The 18,350-nt window shown below is 67.8% G+C and carries 21 protein-coding genes; 8 read left to right on the forward strand and 13 right to left on the reverse strand.

Translation table 11 applies throughout. The features are described 5' to 3' along the window. Positions 1-83: 83 nt before the first annotated feature. The 4 genes from IQ292_RS03645 to IQ292_RS03660 form a co-directional block, all read right to left on the reverse strand. Positions 84-962, reverse strand: coding sequence for a MipA/OmpV family protein (locus IQ292_RS03645; protein WP_203308964.1), 879 nt, complete (start codon positions 960-962; stop codon positions 84-86). 67 nt (positions 963-1,029) lie between these two features. Continuing rightward, positions 1,030-1,416: a DUF2141 domain-containing protein gene (locus tag IQ292_RS03650; protein WP_238940818.1), complete on the reverse strand. Its 387-nt coding sequence runs from the start codon at positions 1,414-1,416 to the stop codon at positions 1,030-1,032. Next, entirely contained in the window at positions 1,385-2,188 is an 804-nt protein-coding gene (locus IQ292_RS03655) for a sterol desaturase family protein (RefSeq protein ID WP_203308966.1), read from the reverse strand. The genes IQ292_RS03650 and IQ292_RS03655 overlap by 32 nt, the downstream gene beginning before the upstream one ends. Before the next feature lie 120 nt (positions 2,189-2,308). Beyond that, positions 2,309-2,821 (reverse strand): GNAT family N-acetyltransferase, encoded by a 513-nt coding sequence (locus IQ292_RS03660; RefSeq protein ID WP_203308967.1) that lies wholly within the window; start codon positions 2,819-2,821, stop codon positions 2,309-2,311. Positions 2,822-3,087: 266 nt separating this feature from the next. Between IQ292_RS03660 and crtY the strand changes: the two genes are divergently transcribed. From crtY to IQ292_RS03690, 6 genes are all read left to right on the forward strand, one after another. Further along, positions 3,088-4,251 carry a lycopene beta-cyclase CrtY gene (crtY, locus tag IQ292_RS03665; protein WP_203308968.1) on the forward strand — a complete coding sequence of 388 codons (1,164 nt, stop codon included), beginning with the start codon at positions 3,088-3,090 and terminating at the stop codon, positions 4,249-4,251. Next, on the forward strand, positions 4,251-5,732 hold the full coding sequence (locus tag IQ292_RS03670; RefSeq protein ID WP_203308969.1) for a phytoene desaturase: 1,482 nt from the start codon (positions 4,251-4,253) through the stop codon (positions 5,730-5,732). The genes crtY and IQ292_RS03670 overlap by 1 nt, the downstream gene beginning before the upstream one ends. A gap of 53 nt (positions 5,733-5,785) precedes the next feature. Continuing rightward, on the forward strand, positions 5,786-6,502 hold the full coding sequence (locus tag IQ292_RS03675; protein ID WP_203308970.1) for an MgtC/SapB family protein: 717 nt from the start codon (positions 5,786-5,788) through the stop codon (positions 6,500-6,502). Between the two features lie 82 nt (positions 6,503-6,584). Then, entirely contained in the window at positions 6,585-7,034 is a 450-nt protein-coding gene (locus tag IQ292_RS03680; RefSeq protein ID WP_287979117.1) for a VOC family protein, read from the forward strand. Between the two features lie 160 nt (positions 7,035-7,194). Next, the gene (locus IQ292_RS03685) at positions 7,195-7,776 is read left to right on the forward strand and encodes an LOG family protein (protein ID WP_203308971.1); all 582 of its coding nucleotides are present in this window, start codon (positions 7,195-7,197) and stop codon (positions 7,774-7,776) included. Beyond that, positions 7,773-8,720, forward strand: a complete 948-nt coding sequence (locus IQ292_RS03690; RefSeq protein WP_203308972.1) for a phytoene/squalene synthase family protein — start codon at positions 7,773-7,775, stop codon at positions 8,718-8,720. The genes IQ292_RS03685 and IQ292_RS03690 overlap by 4 nt, the downstream gene beginning before the upstream one ends. A 42-nt stretch (positions 8,721-8,762) precedes the next feature. On the opposite strand, the gene IQ292_RS03695 is transcribed toward IQ292_RS03690, so the two are convergent. After that, the gene (locus tag IQ292_RS03695; RefSeq protein WP_203308973.1) at positions 8,763-8,993 is read right to left on the reverse strand and encodes a hypothetical protein; all 231 of its coding nucleotides are present in this window, start codon (positions 8,991-8,993) and stop codon (positions 8,763-8,765) included. A gap of 94 nt (positions 8,994-9,087) precedes the next feature. Here IQ292_RS03695 and IQ292_RS03700 point away from each other — a divergent pair, with 94 nt between their 5' ends. After that, positions 9,088-10,908 (forward strand): ABCB family ABC transporter ATP-binding protein/permease, encoded by a 1,821-nt coding sequence (locus IQ292_RS03700; RefSeq protein WP_203308974.1) that lies wholly within the window; start codon positions 9,088-9,090, stop codon positions 10,906-10,908. 128 nt (positions 10,909-11,036) lie between these two features. On the opposite strand, the gene IQ292_RS03705 is transcribed toward IQ292_RS03700, so the two are convergent. From IQ292_RS03705 to sucC, 8 genes are all read right to left on the reverse strand, one after another. Beyond that, complete coding sequence (locus IQ292_RS03705) at positions 11,037-11,306, reverse strand: GNAT family N-acetyltransferase (protein ID WP_203308975.1); 270 nt, start codon at positions 11,304-11,306, stop codon at positions 11,037-11,039. A gap of 127 nt (positions 11,307-11,433) precedes the next feature. Next, the gene (locus tag IQ292_RS03710) at positions 11,434-12,357 is read right to left on the reverse strand and encodes a hypothetical protein (RefSeq protein ID WP_203308976.1); all 924 of its coding nucleotides are present in this window, start codon (positions 12,355-12,357) and stop codon (positions 11,434-11,436) included. A gap of 61 nt (positions 12,358-12,418) precedes the next feature. Continuing rightward, complete coding sequence (locus tag IQ292_RS03715; RefSeq protein WP_203308977.1) at positions 12,419-13,357, reverse strand: alpha/beta hydrolase; 939 nt, start codon at positions 13,355-13,357, stop codon at positions 12,419-12,421. 28 nt (positions 13,358-13,385) lie between these two features. Beyond that, the gene (locus IQ292_RS03720) at positions 13,386-14,045 is read right to left on the reverse strand and encodes an SdpI family protein (RefSeq protein ID WP_203308978.1); all 660 of its coding nucleotides are present in this window, start codon (positions 14,043-14,045) and stop codon (positions 13,386-13,388) included. After that, positions 14,042-14,335, reverse strand: a complete 294-nt coding sequence (locus IQ292_RS03725) for a metalloregulator ArsR/SmtB family transcription factor (RefSeq protein ID WP_203308979.1) — start codon at positions 14,333-14,335, stop codon at positions 14,042-14,044. The genes IQ292_RS03720 and IQ292_RS03725 overlap by 4 nt, the downstream gene beginning before the upstream one ends. 260 nt (positions 14,336-14,595) lie before the next feature. Then, positions 14,596-15,525, reverse strand: a complete 930-nt coding sequence (locus IQ292_RS03730; RefSeq protein ID WP_203308980.1) for an electron transfer flavoprotein subunit alpha/FixB family protein — start codon at positions 15,523-15,525, stop codon at positions 14,596-14,598. Continuing rightward, a complete protein-coding gene (locus tag IQ292_RS03735; RefSeq protein WP_203308981.1) occupies positions 15,522-16,280 on the reverse strand; it encodes an electron transfer flavoprotein subunit beta/FixA family protein in 759 nt (252 codons plus the stop codon). Before IQ292_RS03735 ends, IQ292_RS03730 begins: the two co-directional genes overlap by 4 nt. Before the next feature lie 198 nt (positions 16,281-16,478). Further along, positions 16,479-17,678 carry an ADP-forming succinate--CoA ligase subunit beta gene (gene sucC, locus IQ292_RS03740; RefSeq protein WP_203308982.1) on the reverse strand — a complete coding sequence of 400 codons (1,200 nt, stop codon included), beginning with the start codon at positions 17,676-17,678 and terminating at the stop codon, positions 16,479-16,481. Between the two features lie 131 nt (positions 17,679-17,809). Between sucC and IQ292_RS03745 the strand changes: the two genes are divergently transcribed. Beyond that, positions 17,810-18,337, forward strand: coding sequence for a sterol desaturase family protein (locus IQ292_RS03745; protein WP_203308983.1), 528 nt, complete (start codon positions 17,810-17,812; stop codon positions 18,335-18,337). Positions 18,338-18,350 lie beyond the last annotated feature (13 nt).

Genomic DNA, 18,350 nt, shown 5'->3' on the forward strand with positions numbered 1-18,350 from the left:
GCAAATCCGCGTTTTGGCGCGGCACCTTGAGACCCGTCCGGGCAGGCCATCCGGCCGGCACGGGGGAGAGCGCCGCACCGCCGTCAGAAGGTATAGGCGACGCCCAGGGCGCCCAGCCACTGCGTCTTCGATCCCGCGACGCTCACCAGCGGGCTGTCGGCGAAGTCGCCCAGCATCCGGCCATAGGTGACCCCGCCGACCAGCTTGAAGCCGTGCAGCAGGTTGCCGGTCAGCGCATAGGTGCCGAGCCCGCCGATCGACCAGTCCTTCCACCCGCCGCGCGGGCGATACGCGACGAAGCCGCTGCGCACGCTCTGCGCCGGGGTGACGCCGAAATAGCTGCGCGCATAGCCGCTGTCGGCATGTTCCGCCGTCGCGAACAGACCGACGGCGGCCTTGAGGCTGAGCGGCGTGAAGTAATTGACCGACGGCTGCCAGATGCCGCTGTCGTGCACGCCCGCGACGTCGTGGCGATAGCTGACGGACACGGACAAGCGGTCGTAGGGGCTGGTGACGATGCCCGTCTTGCCGACGCCGACGTAGCCGCCGAGCTCGACCGCGGTGCCGACCTTGCCCAGCGCGCGCACGCGTGGGTCGTCGATCCCGCGCAGGCTGGCACGATTGAGGTTGAGCACCGCGATCGGCCCAGCCTGCAGTTCGATGCCATTGTCGTTGCGATTGGGGACCAGGTCGAAGCTGACGCGATTGCCCGCCAGTACGAAGTCGTGCCCCTTCACCGTGCCGATCGCGCCGGGCGCGGGGGTGAAGCTATAGTGGTCCGACCCTTCATAGTCGGGCAGGTAGGCGGCGCCCAGGCCGATGGTGATGCTGTCGCCACCGATATTCATGTCGGCAGCCGGTTTCTGCGTGCCGCCGGCGTCGGGAGTGGCGACCTGCGCCGCCGCGGGCGCGGCGATCAGGGCGAGCGAAAACGCCAGCGGCGCGGAAAGCTTACGGGACACGAATCTGGCTCCAACCTGTTACGGTCCCGCAACGCCCCGTTTACGCGAAACGATCCGGCCGTTGCGGTCAGAGGATGTAGCGCATCCGAATCTGTTGCCGATCTGCATCACCTGCGAGCGTGAAACGCGCCGCCGTGAAGCGCGGCGCGCCGAAGCGGATCGGCGGATTGCGCGAAAAGCCGAAGCCCTCGCGCGGGATGCCGGCGAAGGTATCAAGCTTCGCGTTGTTGTTCTCGTCGTGGATCACCGCGATGGCATAGGTACCGCGCGGCAGTCCCGCGAACGACAGCGCATGCGTTCCGGCCGGGATCGAGCGCGTCACCGCGTCGGCATCGTCGACGCAGGCGGGGAAATTGTCCGGATCGGCGGTCAGGCAGACGCGCAGCATGCCCTTCGCGGACCGGACCTGGTCGACCGCGACGTCAAGCCGCGCGACCGGCGTCGCGCCGAGCAGCAGCACCGACGCCGCCGACAGTCCCAGCGCCGCCGCGCCGCGCTGCCTTCGCATGCGCCCGCGCGAAATCGCCGATGCCGCGGTCCGTGCCGCACAGACGATCCCAGAAGCGGAAATAGAGACCATAATTGCACCCATATTGCTCATGGTGGCGCTGATGATGACTTGCGGTGATGAGCCAGCCCCCCAGCCGCCCATGCCACATGAACCTGGGAAAGATTTCCCAGCCCATGTGATTGGTCACCCCCATTACCGTCATCACCGTGAGCACGAAACCCAAAGCACTGACATGGATCGGAATTGCGAGGACCAGTAGCGGAATGGCCACAGCACCCGTCACCGCCTCGATCGGGTGGAAGGCCATGGCTGCCCAGGCGGTCGGCGGGCGGCTGTCGTGATGGACCGCATGGGCGACGCGGAACACCGCCGGCCGGTGCATCCAGCGGTGCGTCCAGTAGAACCAGCTGTCGTGCAGGAACAGGTAGAGCAGCACCGACACCGGCAGGTACCAGATCGGATAGGCATGCACGTCCGCGTAGACGCGCGTCCAGCCATGATGCTGCCAGCCCCAGGCCAGCACGCCGGCGGGAATGCCGTAGATGGCGGCGGAGGCGAGGCTCCAGCCGATCTCGCGCCGCATCTGCGCGTCCAGGCCGCGATAGAGGCCGGGATGCCGGACTCGCGTCGCCGCCGCGAAGGCGCCCGAGACGATGAGGTAGCGGACGCCGACGATCGCCGTCATCGCCAGCGCGGAGAGGAGAAGCAGCACCATTGCGTCGCATCGTCTAGCCGATCGGGACGTAAAAGTCGCCTCCGTCCGTCGCAGGGATCGGCAGGAACGCGCGGCGTCACGCCCGGCGTCAGATCGCGCCGCGGCGAGGCGGGCGCCGCGTCATCGTTCGAGCACGGCCACCGTCTTGCCGTGATAGGGCGCCTCGCGCAGCGGCCGATAACCGAGGCGCGCCGCGAGTCGTAGCGACGGCGCATTGTCGGTACCGATGATGCAGGTCGTGCGCGCGATGCCGTTCGCGTCGCTCCAGGCGAGCGCCGCGCCCATCGCCTCGCCCGCGAACCCGCGTCCGTGCAGCTCGGGTGCGATCATCCAGCCCATCTCCGGCAGGGTCAGTGGCGGATCGAGCGCGCGTCGCGCCTCGATCAGACCCAGTTCGCCGACCGCCGGCCCGTCGCGGCTCGCGCGCACCACCCACGATCCATAGCCGAACGTCGCCCACATGCCGACATGCCGCAGCAGGCGTATCCATACCTCCTCCCGCGATCGCGCGGCGACCCCGATCGGGCCGTAGACCGCCGGATCGGCCCACAGGGCGGCAAGCGCGTCGAGATCGTCGGGGCGGTGGCGATCGAGGACCAGACGATCGGTCGACAGCATGGGGGCATGGAGCATTGCAGGGAGCACGGCGGGGAGCATGCCGCCGAAGATGCGTCGGCATTGCCGGCCTGTCGAGCGCCCGCAGATCACGCCCGACGGTGCGCGTGCGCCGTCATCCCGCCCGGCGGCCGGAGTCGCCTGTCATTACCGGACCATTGCGGCACGCCGGGGACGCCACCGGCCTCACCTCGGCCAGGCTAGCCGTCCATGCGCATGGACGCGACGACGATGCGCGATAAGACGGTTCTCGGCCTGCGCATCTTGCGTTAGGCGGATCGGCGATGGGTAGGACGATCCCTTGCGACGTGGCGGTCGTCGGCGGTGGGCTGGCGGGGTCGCTGGTCGCGCTCGCGCTGGCGGCCAGGCATCCGACGCTCGACGTGCGAATCGTCGAGGAGGCGGACACGCTGGGCGGCAACCACGTCTGGTCCTTCTTCGGCAGCGATGTCGCGGCCGAGGATCGCTGGCTGCTCGCGCCGCTCGTCGTCCATGCCTGGCGCGGCTATGACATCGCTTTCCCCGCCCATGCCCGCACGCTGGACGAGACCTATTACTCGCTCACCAGCGCGCGGCTCGACGCGGTCGTGCGCGAACGGCTCCCCGCGCATGCGCTGATGACCGGGCGGCGTGTGCTCGCCTGTTCCGCGACTGCGGTCGTGCTCGGCGATGGCGACCGGGTGGAGGCGCGCGGCGTCATCGACGCGCGCGGTCCCGGCGACCTGTCACGCCTCGATCTCGGCTGGCAGAAGTTCGTGGGACGCACGCTGTCCCTCGCCGAACCGCACGATGTGGAACGACCCGTGGTGATGGACGCCACCGTGCCCCAGATCGATGGCTACCGCTTCGTCTATTGCCTGCCCTTCTCGCCGACGCGGATGTTCGTCGAGGATACCTATTACAGCGATACGCCCGACCTCGACGTGCCGTCGATCCGCGACCGGATCAGCGCCTATGCCACCGCGCACGGCTGGCACGGCGACACCGACGACGGCCATGAGGAAACGGGCGTGCTGCCCGTCGCGATCGGCGGCGATTTCGACGCTTATTGGCGGTCCAGCGGCACGGGCGTGGCGAAGGTCGGCATGCGTGCCGGCCTGTTCCATCCGACCACCGGCTATTCGCTGCCCGATGCGGTGCGGACCGCGGCGATGATTGCGACGCGCCGCGACCTTTCGGGCCCCGCGCTGCACGCGACGACGTACGATCATGCCAAGGACCTCTGGCGCGGGCGCGGCTTCTACCGCATGCTCGACGCCATGCTGTTCAAGGCCGCCGAACCCCAGGAACGCTACCGTGTGCTGGAGCGCTTCTACCGCCTCGACGCGGGACTTATAGGCCGATTCTATGCGGGACGATCGACGATGACGGACAAGGCCAGGGTACTTATCGGGAAGCCGCCGGTGCCGATCGCGCGGGCGGTGCGCGCGCTGGCGGGAGGCCGCTGATGGCCAAGCCGCGTCGCGCCATCGTCGTCGGAGCCGGGTTCGGCGGCCTTGCGCTCGCCATCCGCCTGCAATCCGCCGGGGTCGAGACCACGATCGTCGAGGCGCGCGACAAGCCCGGCGGCCGTGCCTATTATTGGGAGAAGGACGGCTTCACCTTCGACGCCGGCCCGACGGTGATCACCGATCCCGCCTGCCTCGCGGAACTCTGGGCGCTGACCGGCCGCGACATCGCCGACGACGTGACGCTGGAGCCCGTGACGCCCTTCTACCGGCTCAACTGGCCTGACGGCACCAACTTCGACTATTCGAACGACGACGTCGCGTTGCGGCAGGAGATCGCGCGCCTCAACCCCGCCGACGTGTCGGGCTATGCGCATTTCCTCGACTATGCCGCGGGCGTCTACCACGAAGGCTATGAGAAGCTCGGCCACGTCGCCTTCCTCGACTTCGCCTCGATGGTGAAGGCGGCGCCGGCGCTGGCGAAATACCAGGCGTGGCGCTCGGTCTATTCCATCGTGTCGAAGTTCGTCGCGGACGAACGACTGCGCCAGGCGCTAAGCTTCCATACGCTGCTCGTCGGCGGCAATCCGATGACGACCAGCGCGATCTACGCGCTCATCCACAAGCTCGAGCGCGACGGCGGCGTCTGGTTCGCGCGCGGAGGCACCAACCGGCTGGTCGCCGGCATGGTCGCGCATTTCGAGCGGATCGGCGGCACGCTCCGCCTGGGCGATCCGGTCGTACAGATCGAGACTTTGGGCGACCGCGCGACCGGCGTCGCCTGCGCCAGCGGCTGGCGCAGCGACGCCGATGCGGTGGCATGCAACGGCGACATCATGCATGCCTATCGCGATCTCCTGTCCGGCTCGCGCAGCGCCCAGCGCACGCGCGGCCGGCTGGAGCGCAAGCGCTATTCGCCGTCGCTGTTCGTCGTCCATTTCGGCATCAAGGGCACCTGGCCGGGCATCCCGCACCACATGATCCTGTTCGGACCGCGCTATAAGGGGCTGCTCGAGGACATATACGACCACGGCGTGCTGGCGGAGGATTTCTCGCTCTATCTGCACCATCCGACCGTCACCGACCCCGCGCTCGCGCCGGAGGGGCATTCGACCTTCTACGCGCTCGCACCCGTACCGCACATGGGCAAGTTCCCGGTCGACTGGGACGAGATCGGGCCAATCCTGGAGAAGCGCATCCTGGACGAGGTCGGCCGGCGCCTGATCCCCGACATCCACGAGCGGATCGTCACCAAGTTCAGCTATGCGCCGAAGGATTTCGCGCAGGATCTCAACGCGCACATGGGATCCGCCTTCAGCCTCGAGCCGATCCTGACCCAGAGTGCCTATTTCCGCGTCCACAATCGCGACGATGCCATTCCGAACCTCTATTTCGTCGGCGCGGGCACGCACCCCGGTGCGGGCATCCCGGGTGTCGTCGGCAGTGCCAAGGCGACCGCCGCCCTGATGCTGGAGGGGTGACCGGCTAGCGCTGCCCCGCTATGGGGCCGCCACGGTTCTGCCGGGCGGCCCAGATGCACTTTACCCAGACGTTCGACCTCCACGCCTATCTCGACACGCTGGTCAGCTATGCCGCGGCGTTGGTGCTCGGCGCGCTGATCGGGGCGGAACGGCAATATCGCCAGCGCAATGCGGGGCTGCGCACCAACGCGCTCGTCGCGCTCGGCGCCGCCGCCTTCGTCGATCTCGCCCAGCGGCTCGCCGGCAATGCGGAGGCGATCCGCGTCATCGCCTACGTCGTCTCCGGCATCGGCTTCCTGGGCGCAGGCGTGATCATGAAGGAGGGAATGAACGTGCGCGGCCTCAACACCGCCGCCACGCTCTGGTGCTCCGCTGCGGTCGGCGCGGCGGCGGGGACGGACATGCTCGCGGAGGCGGCGACGCTGACCGTCTTCGTCGTCGCGGGCAACACGCTTCTGCGTCCCGTCGTCAACGCGATCAACCGCATCCCGCTGGTCGGCGGCGTCCTGGAGGCGACCTATTCGGTAACGGTCAGCACCGATCCGGACCGCGCGCCCGCCGTGCGCGACCTGCTGGTCGATCATCTGGAATTGATGCGCTACCCTGTCGCCGACACCGACCTCGTCGAGCGGACGGCGGAGCATGTCGACATCGTCGCCACGCTCGTCAGCACCGCCGCGATCGACGCCGATCTCGACGCGATCGTCGCGCATCTCGCCGCGCACCACGGCATCGACCACGCGACCTGGGACGTGCAGACGCACGATTGAATGCGGGAGGGGGCAGCGGCCGGCTTGCCAGCTTCTCGGCCCCGCCATAGCACCCGGGCACCAATGCGGGGGAGCCGATGCCGTGCACATTCGTCCCGAGCTATCGCTTGCTCTCTTCCTCGTCGCCGCTCTGGCGCCCGTGATGGTCTCCGCGGAACCGCAGGGCAGGATCACCGGCGTCGGCGGGATCTTCATCCGAAGCAAGGACCCCAAGGCATTGATGGCCTGGTACCGCGATGTCCTGGGCATCAGGGTCGAGGCCTGGGGCGGCGCGATGTTGCGCTATGACGCACCCGGTCATCCCCCGGTGCTGACGTTCAACGTCCTCAAGGACGGATCCGCCTATATGGAGCCGTCGAAGCGGGAGTTCATGCTGAATTTCGCCGTCGACGATCTTGCCGCTTTCCTCGACCGGCTGAAGGCGAAGAATGTTCCCATCCTGAAGCGCGACGACGACGATCCCAGCGGCAAGTTCGCCTGGATCGTCGATCCGGACGGGACGAAGATCGAATTGTGGCAACCCAAGCCCTAGCCGGAGCCCGTGACGCTTCCTTTCCGCGAGGCGTGCCCTGGCGATACGGGCAACCGAGCAATCCCCGGCATGCGGCCCGTGACGGGAGTGGGATATCCGTGCCAGCGATAGGGCCACCGGCCGCTTGCCCCCTGCGGCCCCATGGCCTAGCGCCGCAGCCATGAAGCGTCTCGCCATCTACTGCGGCTCCGCCACCCCCGCCGACCCGCTCTACATCGACACTGCTCGCGCCGTCGGCGCAACCCTGGCCGACCGCGGCATCGGCGTCGTCTATGGCGGTGGACGCCTCGGTCTGATGGGCGCGGTCGCCGACGGGGCGCTGGCCGCGGGCGGCGAGGTGATCGGCATCATCCCCCAGGCGCTGGTCGACGCCGAGGTCGCGCATCGCGGCCTGACCGAACTGCATGTCGTCACCGGCATGCACCAGCGCAAGCAGGCGTTCACCGACCTGTCCGACGGCTTCGTCACCATCCCCGGCGGCACCGGGACGATGGACGAACTGTGGGAGGCGCTGAGCTGGGCGCAACTCGGCTACCATGCCAAGCCCGTCGGGCTGCTCAACACCACGGGCTATTACGATCACCTCATCGCCTTCTGGGGAAAGATGGCGGAGGTCGGCTTCCTGCGCCCGCAGCACCGCGACCTGCTGATCGTCGGCGACACGCTCGAAGCCCTGCTTGACGGCATGGCCGCGCATGTCCCGACCCAGCCGATCGTGCGCATGAGCCACAGCGACCTTTGAGCCGCGCCGGCGGCCCCAGCCGCGACGCCATCGTCGCGACGGCGCGCGAGTCGATCGCGCGCGGGTCGAAGAGTTTCGCCGCCGCCAGCCTGTTGTTCGATCGCCCGACGCGCGAGCGGGCCTGGCTGCTCTACGCCTGGTGCCGCGCCTGCGACGACATCGCCGACGGTCAGGACCACGGCCATGGCATGACCGCGATCGACGACGCACCGCGCCGGATCGCCGCGATGGCGACGCTGACGGATGCGGCGCTGGCGGGCGAAACGATCGGCATTCCCGCCTTCGACGCGCTTCGCATCGTCGCGGCGGAGACGCGGCTGCCGCCACGCTTCGCGCACGACCTGATCGCGGGCTTCCGCCTCGACGGGGACGGCTGGCGACCGCGTTCCGAGGACGACCTGTACCGCTATTGTTATCACGTCGCCGGCGTCGTCGGCTGCATGATGGCGGTGATCATGGGCGTGTCGCCGGATGAAGACGCGGTGCTAGACCGCGCCTGCGATCTCGGCCTCGCCTTCCAGCTCGCCAATATCGCGCGCGACCTCGCCGAGGACGCCGAGGCAGGGCGATGCTACCTGCCGCAGGATTGGCTGGACGAATTGGGCGTGCCGGCGGATCGTTACATGGCGCCCGAGCACCGCCCCGCGCTGGTGGCGATGGCGCGGCGGATGACCGACGCGGCCGCCGCCTTCGAGGCGAGCGCGCGCGTCGGCACCCGCGCGCTGTCGCGCCGGTCGGCATGGGCTGTCCTCGCGGCCGCACACATCTATGGCGCGATCGGCCGAACGGTCGCGTCACGCGGCGCGGCCGCGTGGGATGCGCGGGTGACGACCTCGACGGCGGACAAGCTCGCTTTCATGGTGAGAGCCAAGGGCGAGGCAGCACGACGCAAGGACATCCCGGACACCCCGCGACCGTCGGGATTGTGGCTGCGGCCCCGCTGACGTCGCGCTTTTGCTTTGGAGGCAGATCGCGAAGAGGGTTGGTCAGGAACGCGCCGGCCTGGTGTCGGCCTTGGCCATCTGTGCGCTGGCCGAGCGGCAGAGCGCGCTGATCTCCGGAAAATCGATGTCCGTGTTGCGGGACAGCTGGACCGGCAATGCCGCGCGGCATTCCGCCATGGAATGATATTGCACCGGGACGACCCGTGCCTCGCTGCACTGGACGTTGCCGTCGCCGCAGCCCATGATTGCCATGACGTAGAATACAGCCTGCATAACCGCCTCCACTCGTTGGGAAAAACCAGCGAGAGGCTTGTTATGTTCCCGGTGCGCTTCCGTGGGCGCGCTCGGGCCCCTACATGTCGGGGCGATGCCGCCCGATCCCACCGTCCAGACGCGCGCCGACCAGCCGCTGCTCCCCACGCTCCGCCGCTTCCTCCCCTACCTCTGGCCCGCCGGCCAGCCGGGGCTGAAGGCGCGCATCGTCGGGGCGATGATGCTCGTCGTGGTCAGCAAGTTCGTCCAGGTCTTCGGCGTCTCCTATTCGTTGAAATATGCGGTCGATCGCCTGTCGGCGGGCGATCGCGGCGCGATCACGCTGATCGTGCTTCTCGTCTGCGGCTATGCCGCGGCGCGGTTCGGCACGACGCTGTTCGACAATCTGCGCAACGCGGTGTTCGAGCGCGTCGGCCAGGACGCGACGCGCCGGCTGGCGGCCGCCGTCTTCCGCCATCTGCACGGCCTGTCGCTGCGCTTCCATCTGGAGCGGCGCACCGGCGCGGTCACCAAGGTCGTCGAGCGCGGCACCAAGAGCATCGATACGATGCTCTATTTCATCCTGTTCAACATCGCGCCGACGATCCTCGAGCTTGCGCTCGTCCTGGGCATCTTCGGCAAGAGCTTCGGCTGGCAACTCGTCGTCGCGACGGTGGTGATGGTCGCGGGCTACATCGTCTTCACGCGGCTGGTCACCGACTGGCGCAACGCCCTGCGCGCGCGGATGAACGATCTCGACACCGGCGCGGTCGCGCATGCGGTCGATTCGCTGCTCAACTTCGAGACGGTGAAATATTTCGGCGCTGAGGAGCGCGAGGCGCGCCGCTACGACGCCGCGATCAGCGCCTATGCGCAGGCCGCCACCAAGTCGGAGAACAGCCTCGCCTGGCTCAACATCGGCCAGGCCTTGATCACCAACCTGATGATGGGCGCCGGCATGGCGTTCGTCGCATGGCGCTGGTGGCAGGGGCAGGCATCGTCGGGCGACGTCGTGCTCGTATCCACCCTGCTCAGCCAGCTGTTCCGGCCGCTCGACCTGCTCGGCATGGTCTACCGCACGATCCGCCAGGGGGTGATCGACATGGCGGCGATGTTCGAGCTGATCGACACCCCCGCCGACGTCGTCGACGCACCGGATGCCGCACCGCTGGTGGTGACCAAGGGACATGTGCGGTTCGCGGGCGTGCGCTTCGGCTATGATCCCGAACGGACCATCCTGAACGGCCTCGACCTCGACGTGCCCGCGGGTGCGACCGTCGCGGTGGTGGGGCCGTCGGGCGCGGGCAAGTCGACGCTCGCGCGGCTGCTCTACCGCTTCTACGACGTCGGCGAGGGCAGCATCACGATCGACGGCCAGGATATCCGCGGCGTGACCCAGGCCTCCCTACGCGCGGCGATCGGCATCGTGCCGCAGGACACGGTGCTGTTCAACGAGACGATCGGCTACAACATCGCCTATGGCCGCGAGGGCGCCAGCGAGACGGACGTCGCCGCCGCCGCGCGCGGCGCCGCCATCGCCGGCTTCATCGACCGCCAGCCCGACGGCTATGCCACCCGCGTCGGGGAGCGCGGACTCAAGCTATCGGGCGGCGAGAAGCAGCGCGTCGCGATCGCCCGGACCCTGCTCAAGAACCCGCCGATCCTGATCCTCGACGAAGCGACGAGCGCGCTCGACAGCCGCACGGAAGACGAGATCCTCGGCACGCTGGAGGCGATCGAGCAGGGGCGTACGACGATCGTGATCGCGCATCGCCTGTCGACGATCGTTCATGCGGATCGCATCGTCGTGCTCGACGGCGGCCGCGTCGCGGAAATGGGCACACATGCCGAACTGCTGCGCCGGAATGGGCTCTATGCGGAGATGTGGGCACGGCAGGCGCAGGAACGCCGGGCGCAGGACATGGCCGCCGAGTGACCGGAGAGTGGAATGACCGGGGATATGGATGGCTTAGCGCAGGATCGACGCGCCCGATCGTCCGCACCGTGGTCGGTATTTACCGCCCCTCGTCACAGCGTGCCCGCTAGGCGGGCTTAGCGTGCGGCTTACGCCAGCTCCGCCGCGTCCGGATGACGTCGGATATAGGCCGCGACAAAGGCGCAGGCCGGCACGACCTTGAGACCCCGCCCGCGAACCTGTTCCAGCGCACCCTCTACCAGACGACTGGCTATTCCCCGCCCCTCGAGTGCGGGCGGCACCTCGGTATGCGTGAAGACGATGTGGTCGTCCTCCAGCGCATAGGCGGCGATCGCGGTCCCGCCGTCGACCGTGAGTTCGAAGCGGTGGGCGGCCTTGTTGTCGACGACATCGGTCATGCGACAGGAACGCGCTTGCGTCGCGTACGGTTGCGGCGGGAAAACGGCCGCCGACGGAACTCCCCCGCGCACTCGGCGAGACCCGGCGGTGGCGTCCAGGTGTCGAGGGCGGGTCATACGGCCGATCCTAGGCGCAGGTCAGTCGGATCACCGCCGCCGCCCGATCGAAGACGATCGACGAACATCGCGCGAGCACATCCGCCCCAAGCGACACGACATCGCGACGAAGGTCACGCTTCTTCCCCGATGCCGTGACAACGATCTCGTCCGGGTCCGTCTTGACCGGCCCGGAATCCGCCTCGCGGATCGCATCGGCCTTGCCGTTGTCGGCGATGCGCACGCCGAGCCGATCGATCGCCAGCGGTCCAATCGCCAGTGGGCGGGCGAGCGTCATCGTCCGCACCGGCCGTTCGATGCCGAACCGGATCTCGGTCGATACCGCCTCGCCGGATAGCGTTCCGTCGTTGTGCCGCGCGATACGCACCGCCGCGCCGGCGGTCGCGAGCGTACGAGGATGCAGCGGATCGATGCGCACGCGCAGCGGTGCGCCATCGAACATGATCTGTGCCTCCGACGCCGCCCAGCCGCTGCCGAACAGCGTTTCGGGAAAGCCAGGTCGTACCATCGCCATCGTCACCGTGCGCTCGCCGACGAGCGGGGCGTGCAGGACAAAGCGGACGACGGGTTCGGGCAGGCCGCCGGGTCCGATGCTGCCCTGCGGCGCGACCGCGGCGAAGGGCTGTCGCGTGCGACCGATCCTCTGCTTGACGGGGCCAGCGCCATAATCGACGCGCGCCACCTCGGTGTCGGCCACGATGGTCGTCGATCCGACCCCGAAGACGTAGGATATTCCCATTCTCCGGGATTTCGCGCCGCGATCCGCTGTCTTCGCGATAAGCGGCATGTTCGGTGCGGCCGGATCGATTCGCACCCGAAAAGCTGCACCGTTGACGCTTACCGCCACGAAGGGATCGTCGATCCGCACCACCCGTTCCGCCGGCGCGGCGCCGATCGTCGTCAGGGCCGCCACCGCCATCCACCGTTTCACCACGCACTCTCCCTTGGGTTATCCGCGCAAAAGGGAGGAACCCGATGTCGTTTCGGTGGCGGAATTATGGCCGATTCGGTGCGACGATGAAGTCCGCGATGGTCGGTACCACGCCCGCAGCGAGCGGCAGTTCGGGATCGGCGTAGGTCGCCAGGTTCGCCGCACGCGCGTCGCCGTCGACCTGTTTCAGCACATGGTTGACGCCGGGCAGCAGCGCCAGCTTCGCGCGGGGCGATGCGGCCTTCAGCGCCTGTGCGTCCGCCTCCGTCACCTGCAGGTCGCGCGCGCCCTGTACGATCAGCATCGGCTGCCGCACCTTCGCCGCGAGCTTTGCCGGATCGGCATGGAACAGGCTGATCAGGAAGCCTTGGATGTCGGCGCGGAACAGTCCCTGCAGCGGCGCGGGCAAGGTTGCCGGATCGACGCGCCGGCCGGCCGCCAGCGCGTCGAGCGCGCCGTCGGCCGCCGGCAGCAGCGGCGCGTTGGCGGGATTGGCATGCAATTGCTCGCGCATGATCGCCGCGAGCGGCCGCCCCGGCGCGGCGACCAGCACCAATCCGCACACGTCCTTCGTCCCGCCGGCCGCTGCCGCGAGCGCGATCAGACCGCCCTCGCTATGGCCGAGCAGCCAGACGCAACCCGCACCGGTCCGGGCGCGGATCGCAGCGATCCAGGCGGCGGTATCATGGACATAATCGTCCAGTGTCACCGCATTCCCGTCCGTCACGGCACCGGCACTGGCGAACAGGCCGCGCTTGTCGATCCTGACGCTCGACACGCCGCGTGCCGCCAAACCTTCCGCCAGAAGGCGGTAGGGTGCGGCCTTGACGCCCATCGGATTGTTGCCGTCGCGATCGGTCGGGCCGGAGCCTGGCAGGATCAGAACGACGGGTGTCCCCTTGCCGGCGTCGACATAGCTACCCTTCAGCGGCCCCAGCGGTCCCGCCGCCGCGATATCCCCGCCATTGACCGAAGCGGCAAGCGCCGCAGCGAAAAGCAACATGATCCAGGCTCCCCCTCAAGAATGTCGATCAGCCGCGCACACCGTGTCGCCGCCAGAACCACCAGGAAAAGACGATCGGCGGCACGATCGCCACGCCGATCGCCGAGACGAGCACTGCCATCCGGACTGCGGCGGACAGCGGCAGCAGCCCTGCCGCGACGAGCAACAGCCCACCCAGCATCATCGTCCTGCCGCCTAGGCGGTGCGTCGCGACCCAATTGTCCGTGTCGGTCAACGTCCATGGCGTGCGGATGCCGACGAAGAAGCTGGGCCGCGACTTCGGCAGGACGTTGCCGATCACGATCAGCAACAGTCCTGCGCCCGCCAGCGGCAGCATCGCCGGAAGCGCCCAACCGAATGCCGGGGCCGCGATCTTCGCCTCGACGACGGCCATCAGCACCAGCGTGCCCATCCACGCCGCGCGATAGACCGGCGCGCTCGCCGCCATCCTGTCCTGCAGCGGCTCCAGCGCGGGGACGGCGGCCAGCACGAGGCTGACGGCGGCGGTGACGCCCACACCGAAGAACAATGCCACCGCAGCGGGCATGGTGCCGTTGACGTTGCCGTCGATGTCCCAATGCGTCGCCAACTGTGCGCCTGACGGCAGTCGCTGGAGTGCGAGCACGGCGACCAGCGCCATGCCGACGACGACCAGCACAGATGCGATCTTCAGATCCCGGAATGTCATGCGCTCTCCTCCCTCGGCTCCGTCGCGTCATCGCCCACGCCGAGCCGCGCCATGAAGGCCATCATCACCTCCTCCAGCGTCGACAGGTTGAGCGTGTAGATCGTGCTCGTGCCGCGAATCTCCGCCTGCACCAGCCCGGCGGCGCGCAGCTTCGCGAAATGACCCGACATCGTCGGCTTGGACACGTCGAATCGCTCGGCGATCGCGCCCGCGCTCATCCCGCCGCCTTTCAGCAGCTCCAGGATGCGGCGGCGCGTCGGATGCGCCAGGGCTTCGAACAGGCTGTCCATGTCAACGACGACTCATTAGCTGATAGACTAATAAGCTTATCGGCTAACAAAGGCAAGCCAGGGGTCGTGGCTTGTCCGGGCAGGATCACGTCGGGCGGATCGATGCACTGCGCCCAAGCTGTTCCGACACATGGACGATCGGTTCGGCTCGTCGGGAGCGCGCGCAAAAAACGGCGCGGGGATGGCCCCGCGCCGCATGATGTCCGTCGCATCCCGGCATCGGCGGGCGGCGGCACAGCCGCATCCGCCGCCGGCCCCGATCAGAGCTTTTCGGTCAGCTCGGGGACGACCTTGAACAGGTCGCCGACGAGGCCGATGTCGGCGACCTGGAAGATCGGCGCATCCTCGTCCTTGTTGATCGCGATGATCGTCTTGGAATCCTTCATGCCGGCCAGATGCTGGATCGCGCCGGAAATGCCGACCGCGATATAGACCTCGGGCGCGACGATCTTGCCGGTCTGGCCGACCTGATAATCGTTGGGGACGAAGCCCGCGTCGACCGCGGCGCGGCTGGCGCCGACACCCGCGCCGAGCTTGTCGGCCAGCGGCTCGATCAGCGCGTGGAAGTTCTCGCCGTTCTGCAGCGCGCGGCCGCCCGACACGATGATCTTGGCGCTGGTCAATTCGGGACGCGCATTCTGCGCGATCTCCGCATCGACGAAGGTCGCGATGCCCTTGTCACCGGTCGAGGAGACCGCCTCGATCGTCGCGCTGCCACCTTCCGCCGCCGCCTTTTCAAAGGCGGTGCCGCGCACGGTGATCACCTTCTTGGCGTCCGACGTCTGCACGGTCGCGATCGCGTTGCCGGCGTAGATCGGACGCGTGAACGTATCCTCACCCTCGACCGACAGGATGTCGCTGATCTGCATGACGTCGAGCAGCGCGGCGACGCGCGGGCACAGGTTCTTGGCGGTGGTCGTCGCAGCGGCCACGAACGCGTCGTGATCGCCCATCAGCTGGGCGACAAGCGGCGCGACATTTTCCGCGATCTGGTGCGCATAAGCCGCGTCGTCGGCGACATGGACCTTGCCCACCCCGGCGATCTTCGCCGCCGCCTGCGCGACGCCGTCGACGCCCTGGCCGGCGACGAGCAGATGCACCTCGCCCAGTTTGGACGCGGCGGTTACCGCGGCGAGCGTAGCATCCTTGACGGCCGTGCCGTCGTGTTCGACCCAGACGAGCGTCTTCACTTGGCAATCCCCATCGCTTGCAGCTTCATGACCAGTTCGTCGACGTCGGCGACCTTGACGCCGGCGCTGCGCTTGGCCGGCTCGACGACCTTGAGCGTCTTGATGCGCGGGGTGACGTCGACGCCGTAATCGGCCGCCGTCTTCGTTGCGAGCGGCTTCGACTTGGCCTTCATGATGTTGGGCAGCGAGGCGTAGCGCGGCTCGTTGAGGCGCAGGTCGGTGGTGACGATCGCGGGCAGCGTGAACCGGTCCGTCTCGAGGCCGCCGTCGACCTCGCGCGTGACGGTGACGCTGTCGGCGGCCAGCTCGACCTTGGACGCGAACGTCCCCTGTCCCCAGCCGAGCAGGCCGGCGAGCATCTGGCCGGTCTGGTTGTTGTCGTCGTCGATCGCCTGCTTGCCGAGGATGACGAGGCTGGGCTGTTCCTCCTCGACGATCTTCGCCAGGATCTTGGCGACACCGAGCGGCTCGACCTTCTCGTCGCTGGTGACGAGGATTCCGCGATCGGCGCCCATCGCCAGCGCGGTACGGATCGTCTCCTGCGCCTTCTGCTCGCCGATCGACACGACGACGATCTCGGTCACGCCTCCCCCGTTCTTGCCTTCCTTCAGACGGATCGCTTCCTCGACGGCGATCTCGTCGAACGGATTCATGCTCATCTTGACGTTGGCGAGGTCGACCCCCGTCCCGTCCGCCTTCACCCGGGGCTTCACGTTATAGTCAAGCACGCGCTTGACCGGGACCAGCACCTTCATCAGCGTCCTTCCAGTCTTGGCCGCCGGAGCCGTTCGAAGGCTCCGTATCGGCGGCGTATATGGCGGTTTTCCGCCGTTTTCGCAAGTTCAGTACGGAAAAGCGTGGCTGCCGCTACGGCATCCTTGCCCGCCAAACGCATCGGGCCCGGACATGGTGTCCGAGCCCGTGCAATTTGATCGGTCAGGAGACGGGAAGCATCACGCCGCCTTCTGGACCTCCGCGACGATCTTCTTCGCCGCGTCGCCGAGATCGTTGGCCGGCACGATGGCGAGCCCCGAATTGGCGAGGATTTCCTTGCCCTTCTCGACGTTCGTCCCTTCGAGGCGGACGACCAGCGGAACCTGCAGGTTCACTTCCTTCGCCGCCGCGACGATGCCGTCGGCGATGATGTCGCAGCGCATGATGCCACCGAAGATGTTGACCAGGATGCCCTTCACGTTCGGATCCTTGAGGATGATCTTGAACGCCGCGGTGACCTTCTCCTTGTTGGCGCCGCCGCCGACGTCGAGGAAGTTGGCCGGGAACATGCCGTTCAGCTTGATGATGTCCATCGTCGCCATGGCGAGGCCGGCGCCGTTGACCATGCAGCCGATGTCGCCGTCGAGCTTGATATAGGCGAGGTCGTACTTCGACGCCTCGATCTCGGCCGGATCCTCCTCGGTCTCGTCGCGCAGCGCGGCGAGGTCCTTGTGGCGGAACATCGCGTTCGAATCGAAGCCGACCTTGGCGTCGAGCACCATCAGCTTGTTGTCATCGGTGACGGCGAGCGGATTGATCTCGATCTGGGCGGCGTCGGTGCCGAGGAAGGCGTCATAGACCTTCGACGCCAGGCTCTGCGCCTGCTTGGCGAGGTCGCCGGTCAGGCCGAGCGCCTTCGCGACGGCGCGGCCGTGGTGCGGCTGGAAACCGGTCGCGGGATCGACGGCGAAGGTGTGGATCTTCTCGGGGGTCGAATGCGCGACCTCCTCGATGTCCATGCCGCCCTCGGTCGACACGACGAAGGCGACGCGGCCGGTAGCGCGATCGACCAGCAGCGCGAGGTAGAATTCCTTGGCGATGTCGACGCCGTCGGTGACGTACAGGCGGTTGACCTGCTTGCCGGCCTCGCCGGTCTGGATGGTGACCAGCGTGTTGCCCAGCATCTCGGTCGCCGCGTGGCGGACCTCGTCCTCGGTCTTGGCGAGGCGGACACCGCCCTTGGCTTCGGCGGGCAGCTCCTTGAACTTGCCCTTGCCGCGGCCGCCGGCGTGGATCTGCGCCTTCACCACGTACAGCGGCCCGGGCAGCTTCTTCGAGGCCTCGACCGCCTCCTCGACGCTCATCGCGGCGAAGCCGGCCGGAACGGGCACGCCGAACTTCGCCAGCAGTTCCTTGGCTTGATATTCGTGAATGTTCATGGCCTGCCTCGCCTCATGCTACTATATGGAGAGTTGCGCACGCCCTTCGCACAGGCGGCCACTCGAATCCACCCCGCATTTTCGGGCATCGCCCGTCTTATTGCAAGTGCATCGCAATAGTTGGAACACCTATGTCCTGGGTCGTCGGCATCCTCTTATTCCTCGCGACCGTGGTCGGCATGGAGGCCTTTGCCTATGCCGCGCACCGATGGATCATGCATGGCCCCGGCTGGTTCCTGCACGAGAGCCATCACCGGCCGCGCCACGGCAACTGGGAGCTCAACGACCTGTATGCCGCGATCTTCGCGGTGCCGTCGTTCGTCATGATCCTGGGCGGCGTGCAGCTCGGCTGGTGGCCGGGCTTCACTTGGATCGGCGCGGGCATCGCCGCTTATGGCGCGATCTATTTCGGCTTCCACGACGTCATCGTGCACAAGCGGCTGCCGACCCGATACCTGCCGAAATCCGCCTATATGAAGCGGATCATCCAGGCGCACCGCCTGCATCACGTCGTGGAGACCAAGCACGGCACGGTGAGCTTCGGCTTTCTCGTCGCCCCGAAGCCCGAGTCGCTCAAGGCGGAACTGAAGCGCCGGCACCGCGCGGGGGTACGGGCGCCCACTGCCGCGCAGCCGGAAAGACCGTTGGCAGAAAAGTAACCTTCATCGGGCT

The organism is Sphingomonas beigongshangi, from assembly GCF_016820445.1.
In the GTDB taxonomy this organism is placed as follows: domain Bacteria; phylum Pseudomonadota; class Alphaproteobacteria; order Sphingomonadales; family Sphingomonadaceae; genus Sphingomonas; species Sphingomonas beigongshangi.

What these genes read in the sequence shown, in the direction of transcription:
- IQ292_RS03700 (WP_203308974.1), top strand. Translation starts at nt 9,088, where the DNA reads ATGCCGCCCGATCCCACCGTCCAGACGCGCGCCGACCAGCCGCTGCTC.
- IQ292_RS03720 (WP_203308978.1), bottom strand. Translation starts at nt 14,045, where the DNA reads ATGACATTCCGGGATCTGAAGATCGCATCTGTGCTGGTCGTCGTCGGC.
- IQ292_RS03745 (WP_203308983.1), top strand. Translation starts at nt 17,810, where the DNA reads ATGTCCTGGGTCGTCGGCATCCTCTTATTCCTCGCGACCGTGGTCGGC.
- IQ292_RS03655 (WP_203308966.1), bottom strand. Translation starts at nt 2,188, where the DNA reads ATGGTGCTGCTTCTCCTCTCCGCGCTGGCGATGACGGCGATCGTCGGC.
- IQ292_RS03725 (WP_203308979.1), bottom strand. Translation starts at nt 14,335, where the DNA reads ATGGACAGCCTGTTCGAAGCCCTGGCGCATCCGACGCGCCGCCGCATC.
- IQ292_RS03695 (WP_203308973.1), bottom strand. Translation starts at nt 8,993, where the DNA reads ATGCAGGCTGTATTCTACGTCATGGCAATCATGGGCTGCGGCGACGGC.
- IQ292_RS03705 (WP_203308975.1), bottom strand. Translation starts at nt 11,306, where the DNA reads ATGACCGATGTCGTCGACAACAAGGCCGCCCACCGCTTCGAACTCACG.
- sucC (WP_203308982.1), bottom strand. Translation starts at nt 17,678, where the DNA reads ATGAACATTCACGAATATCAAGCCAAGGAACTGCTGGCGAAGTTCGGC.
- IQ292_RS03735 (WP_203308981.1), bottom strand. Translation starts at nt 16,280, where the DNA reads ATGAAGGTGCTGGTCCCGGTCAAGCGCGTGCTTGACTATAACGTGAAG.
- IQ292_RS03660 (WP_203308967.1), bottom strand. Translation starts at nt 2,821, where the DNA reads ATGCTCCATGCCCCCATGCTGTCGACCGATCGTCTGGTCCTCGATCGC.
- crtY (WP_203308968.1), top strand. Translation starts at nt 3,088, where the DNA reads ATGGGTAGGACGATCCCTTGCGACGTGGCGGTCGTCGGCGGTGGGCTG.
- IQ292_RS03675 (WP_203308970.1), top strand. Translation starts at nt 5,786, where the DNA reads ATGCACTTTACCCAGACGTTCGACCTCCACGCCTATCTCGACACGCTG.
- IQ292_RS03715 (WP_203308977.1), bottom strand. Translation starts at nt 13,357, where the DNA reads ATGTTGCTTTTCGCTGCGGCGCTTGCCGCTTCGGTCAATGGCGGGGAT.
- IQ292_RS03670 (WP_203308969.1), top strand. Translation starts at nt 4,251, where the DNA reads ATGGCCAAGCCGCGTCGCGCCATCGTCGTCGGAGCCGGGTTCGGCGGC.
- IQ292_RS03685 (WP_203308971.1), top strand. Translation starts at nt 7,195, where the DNA reads ATGAAGCGTCTCGCCATCTACTGCGGCTCCGCCACCCCCGCCGACCCG.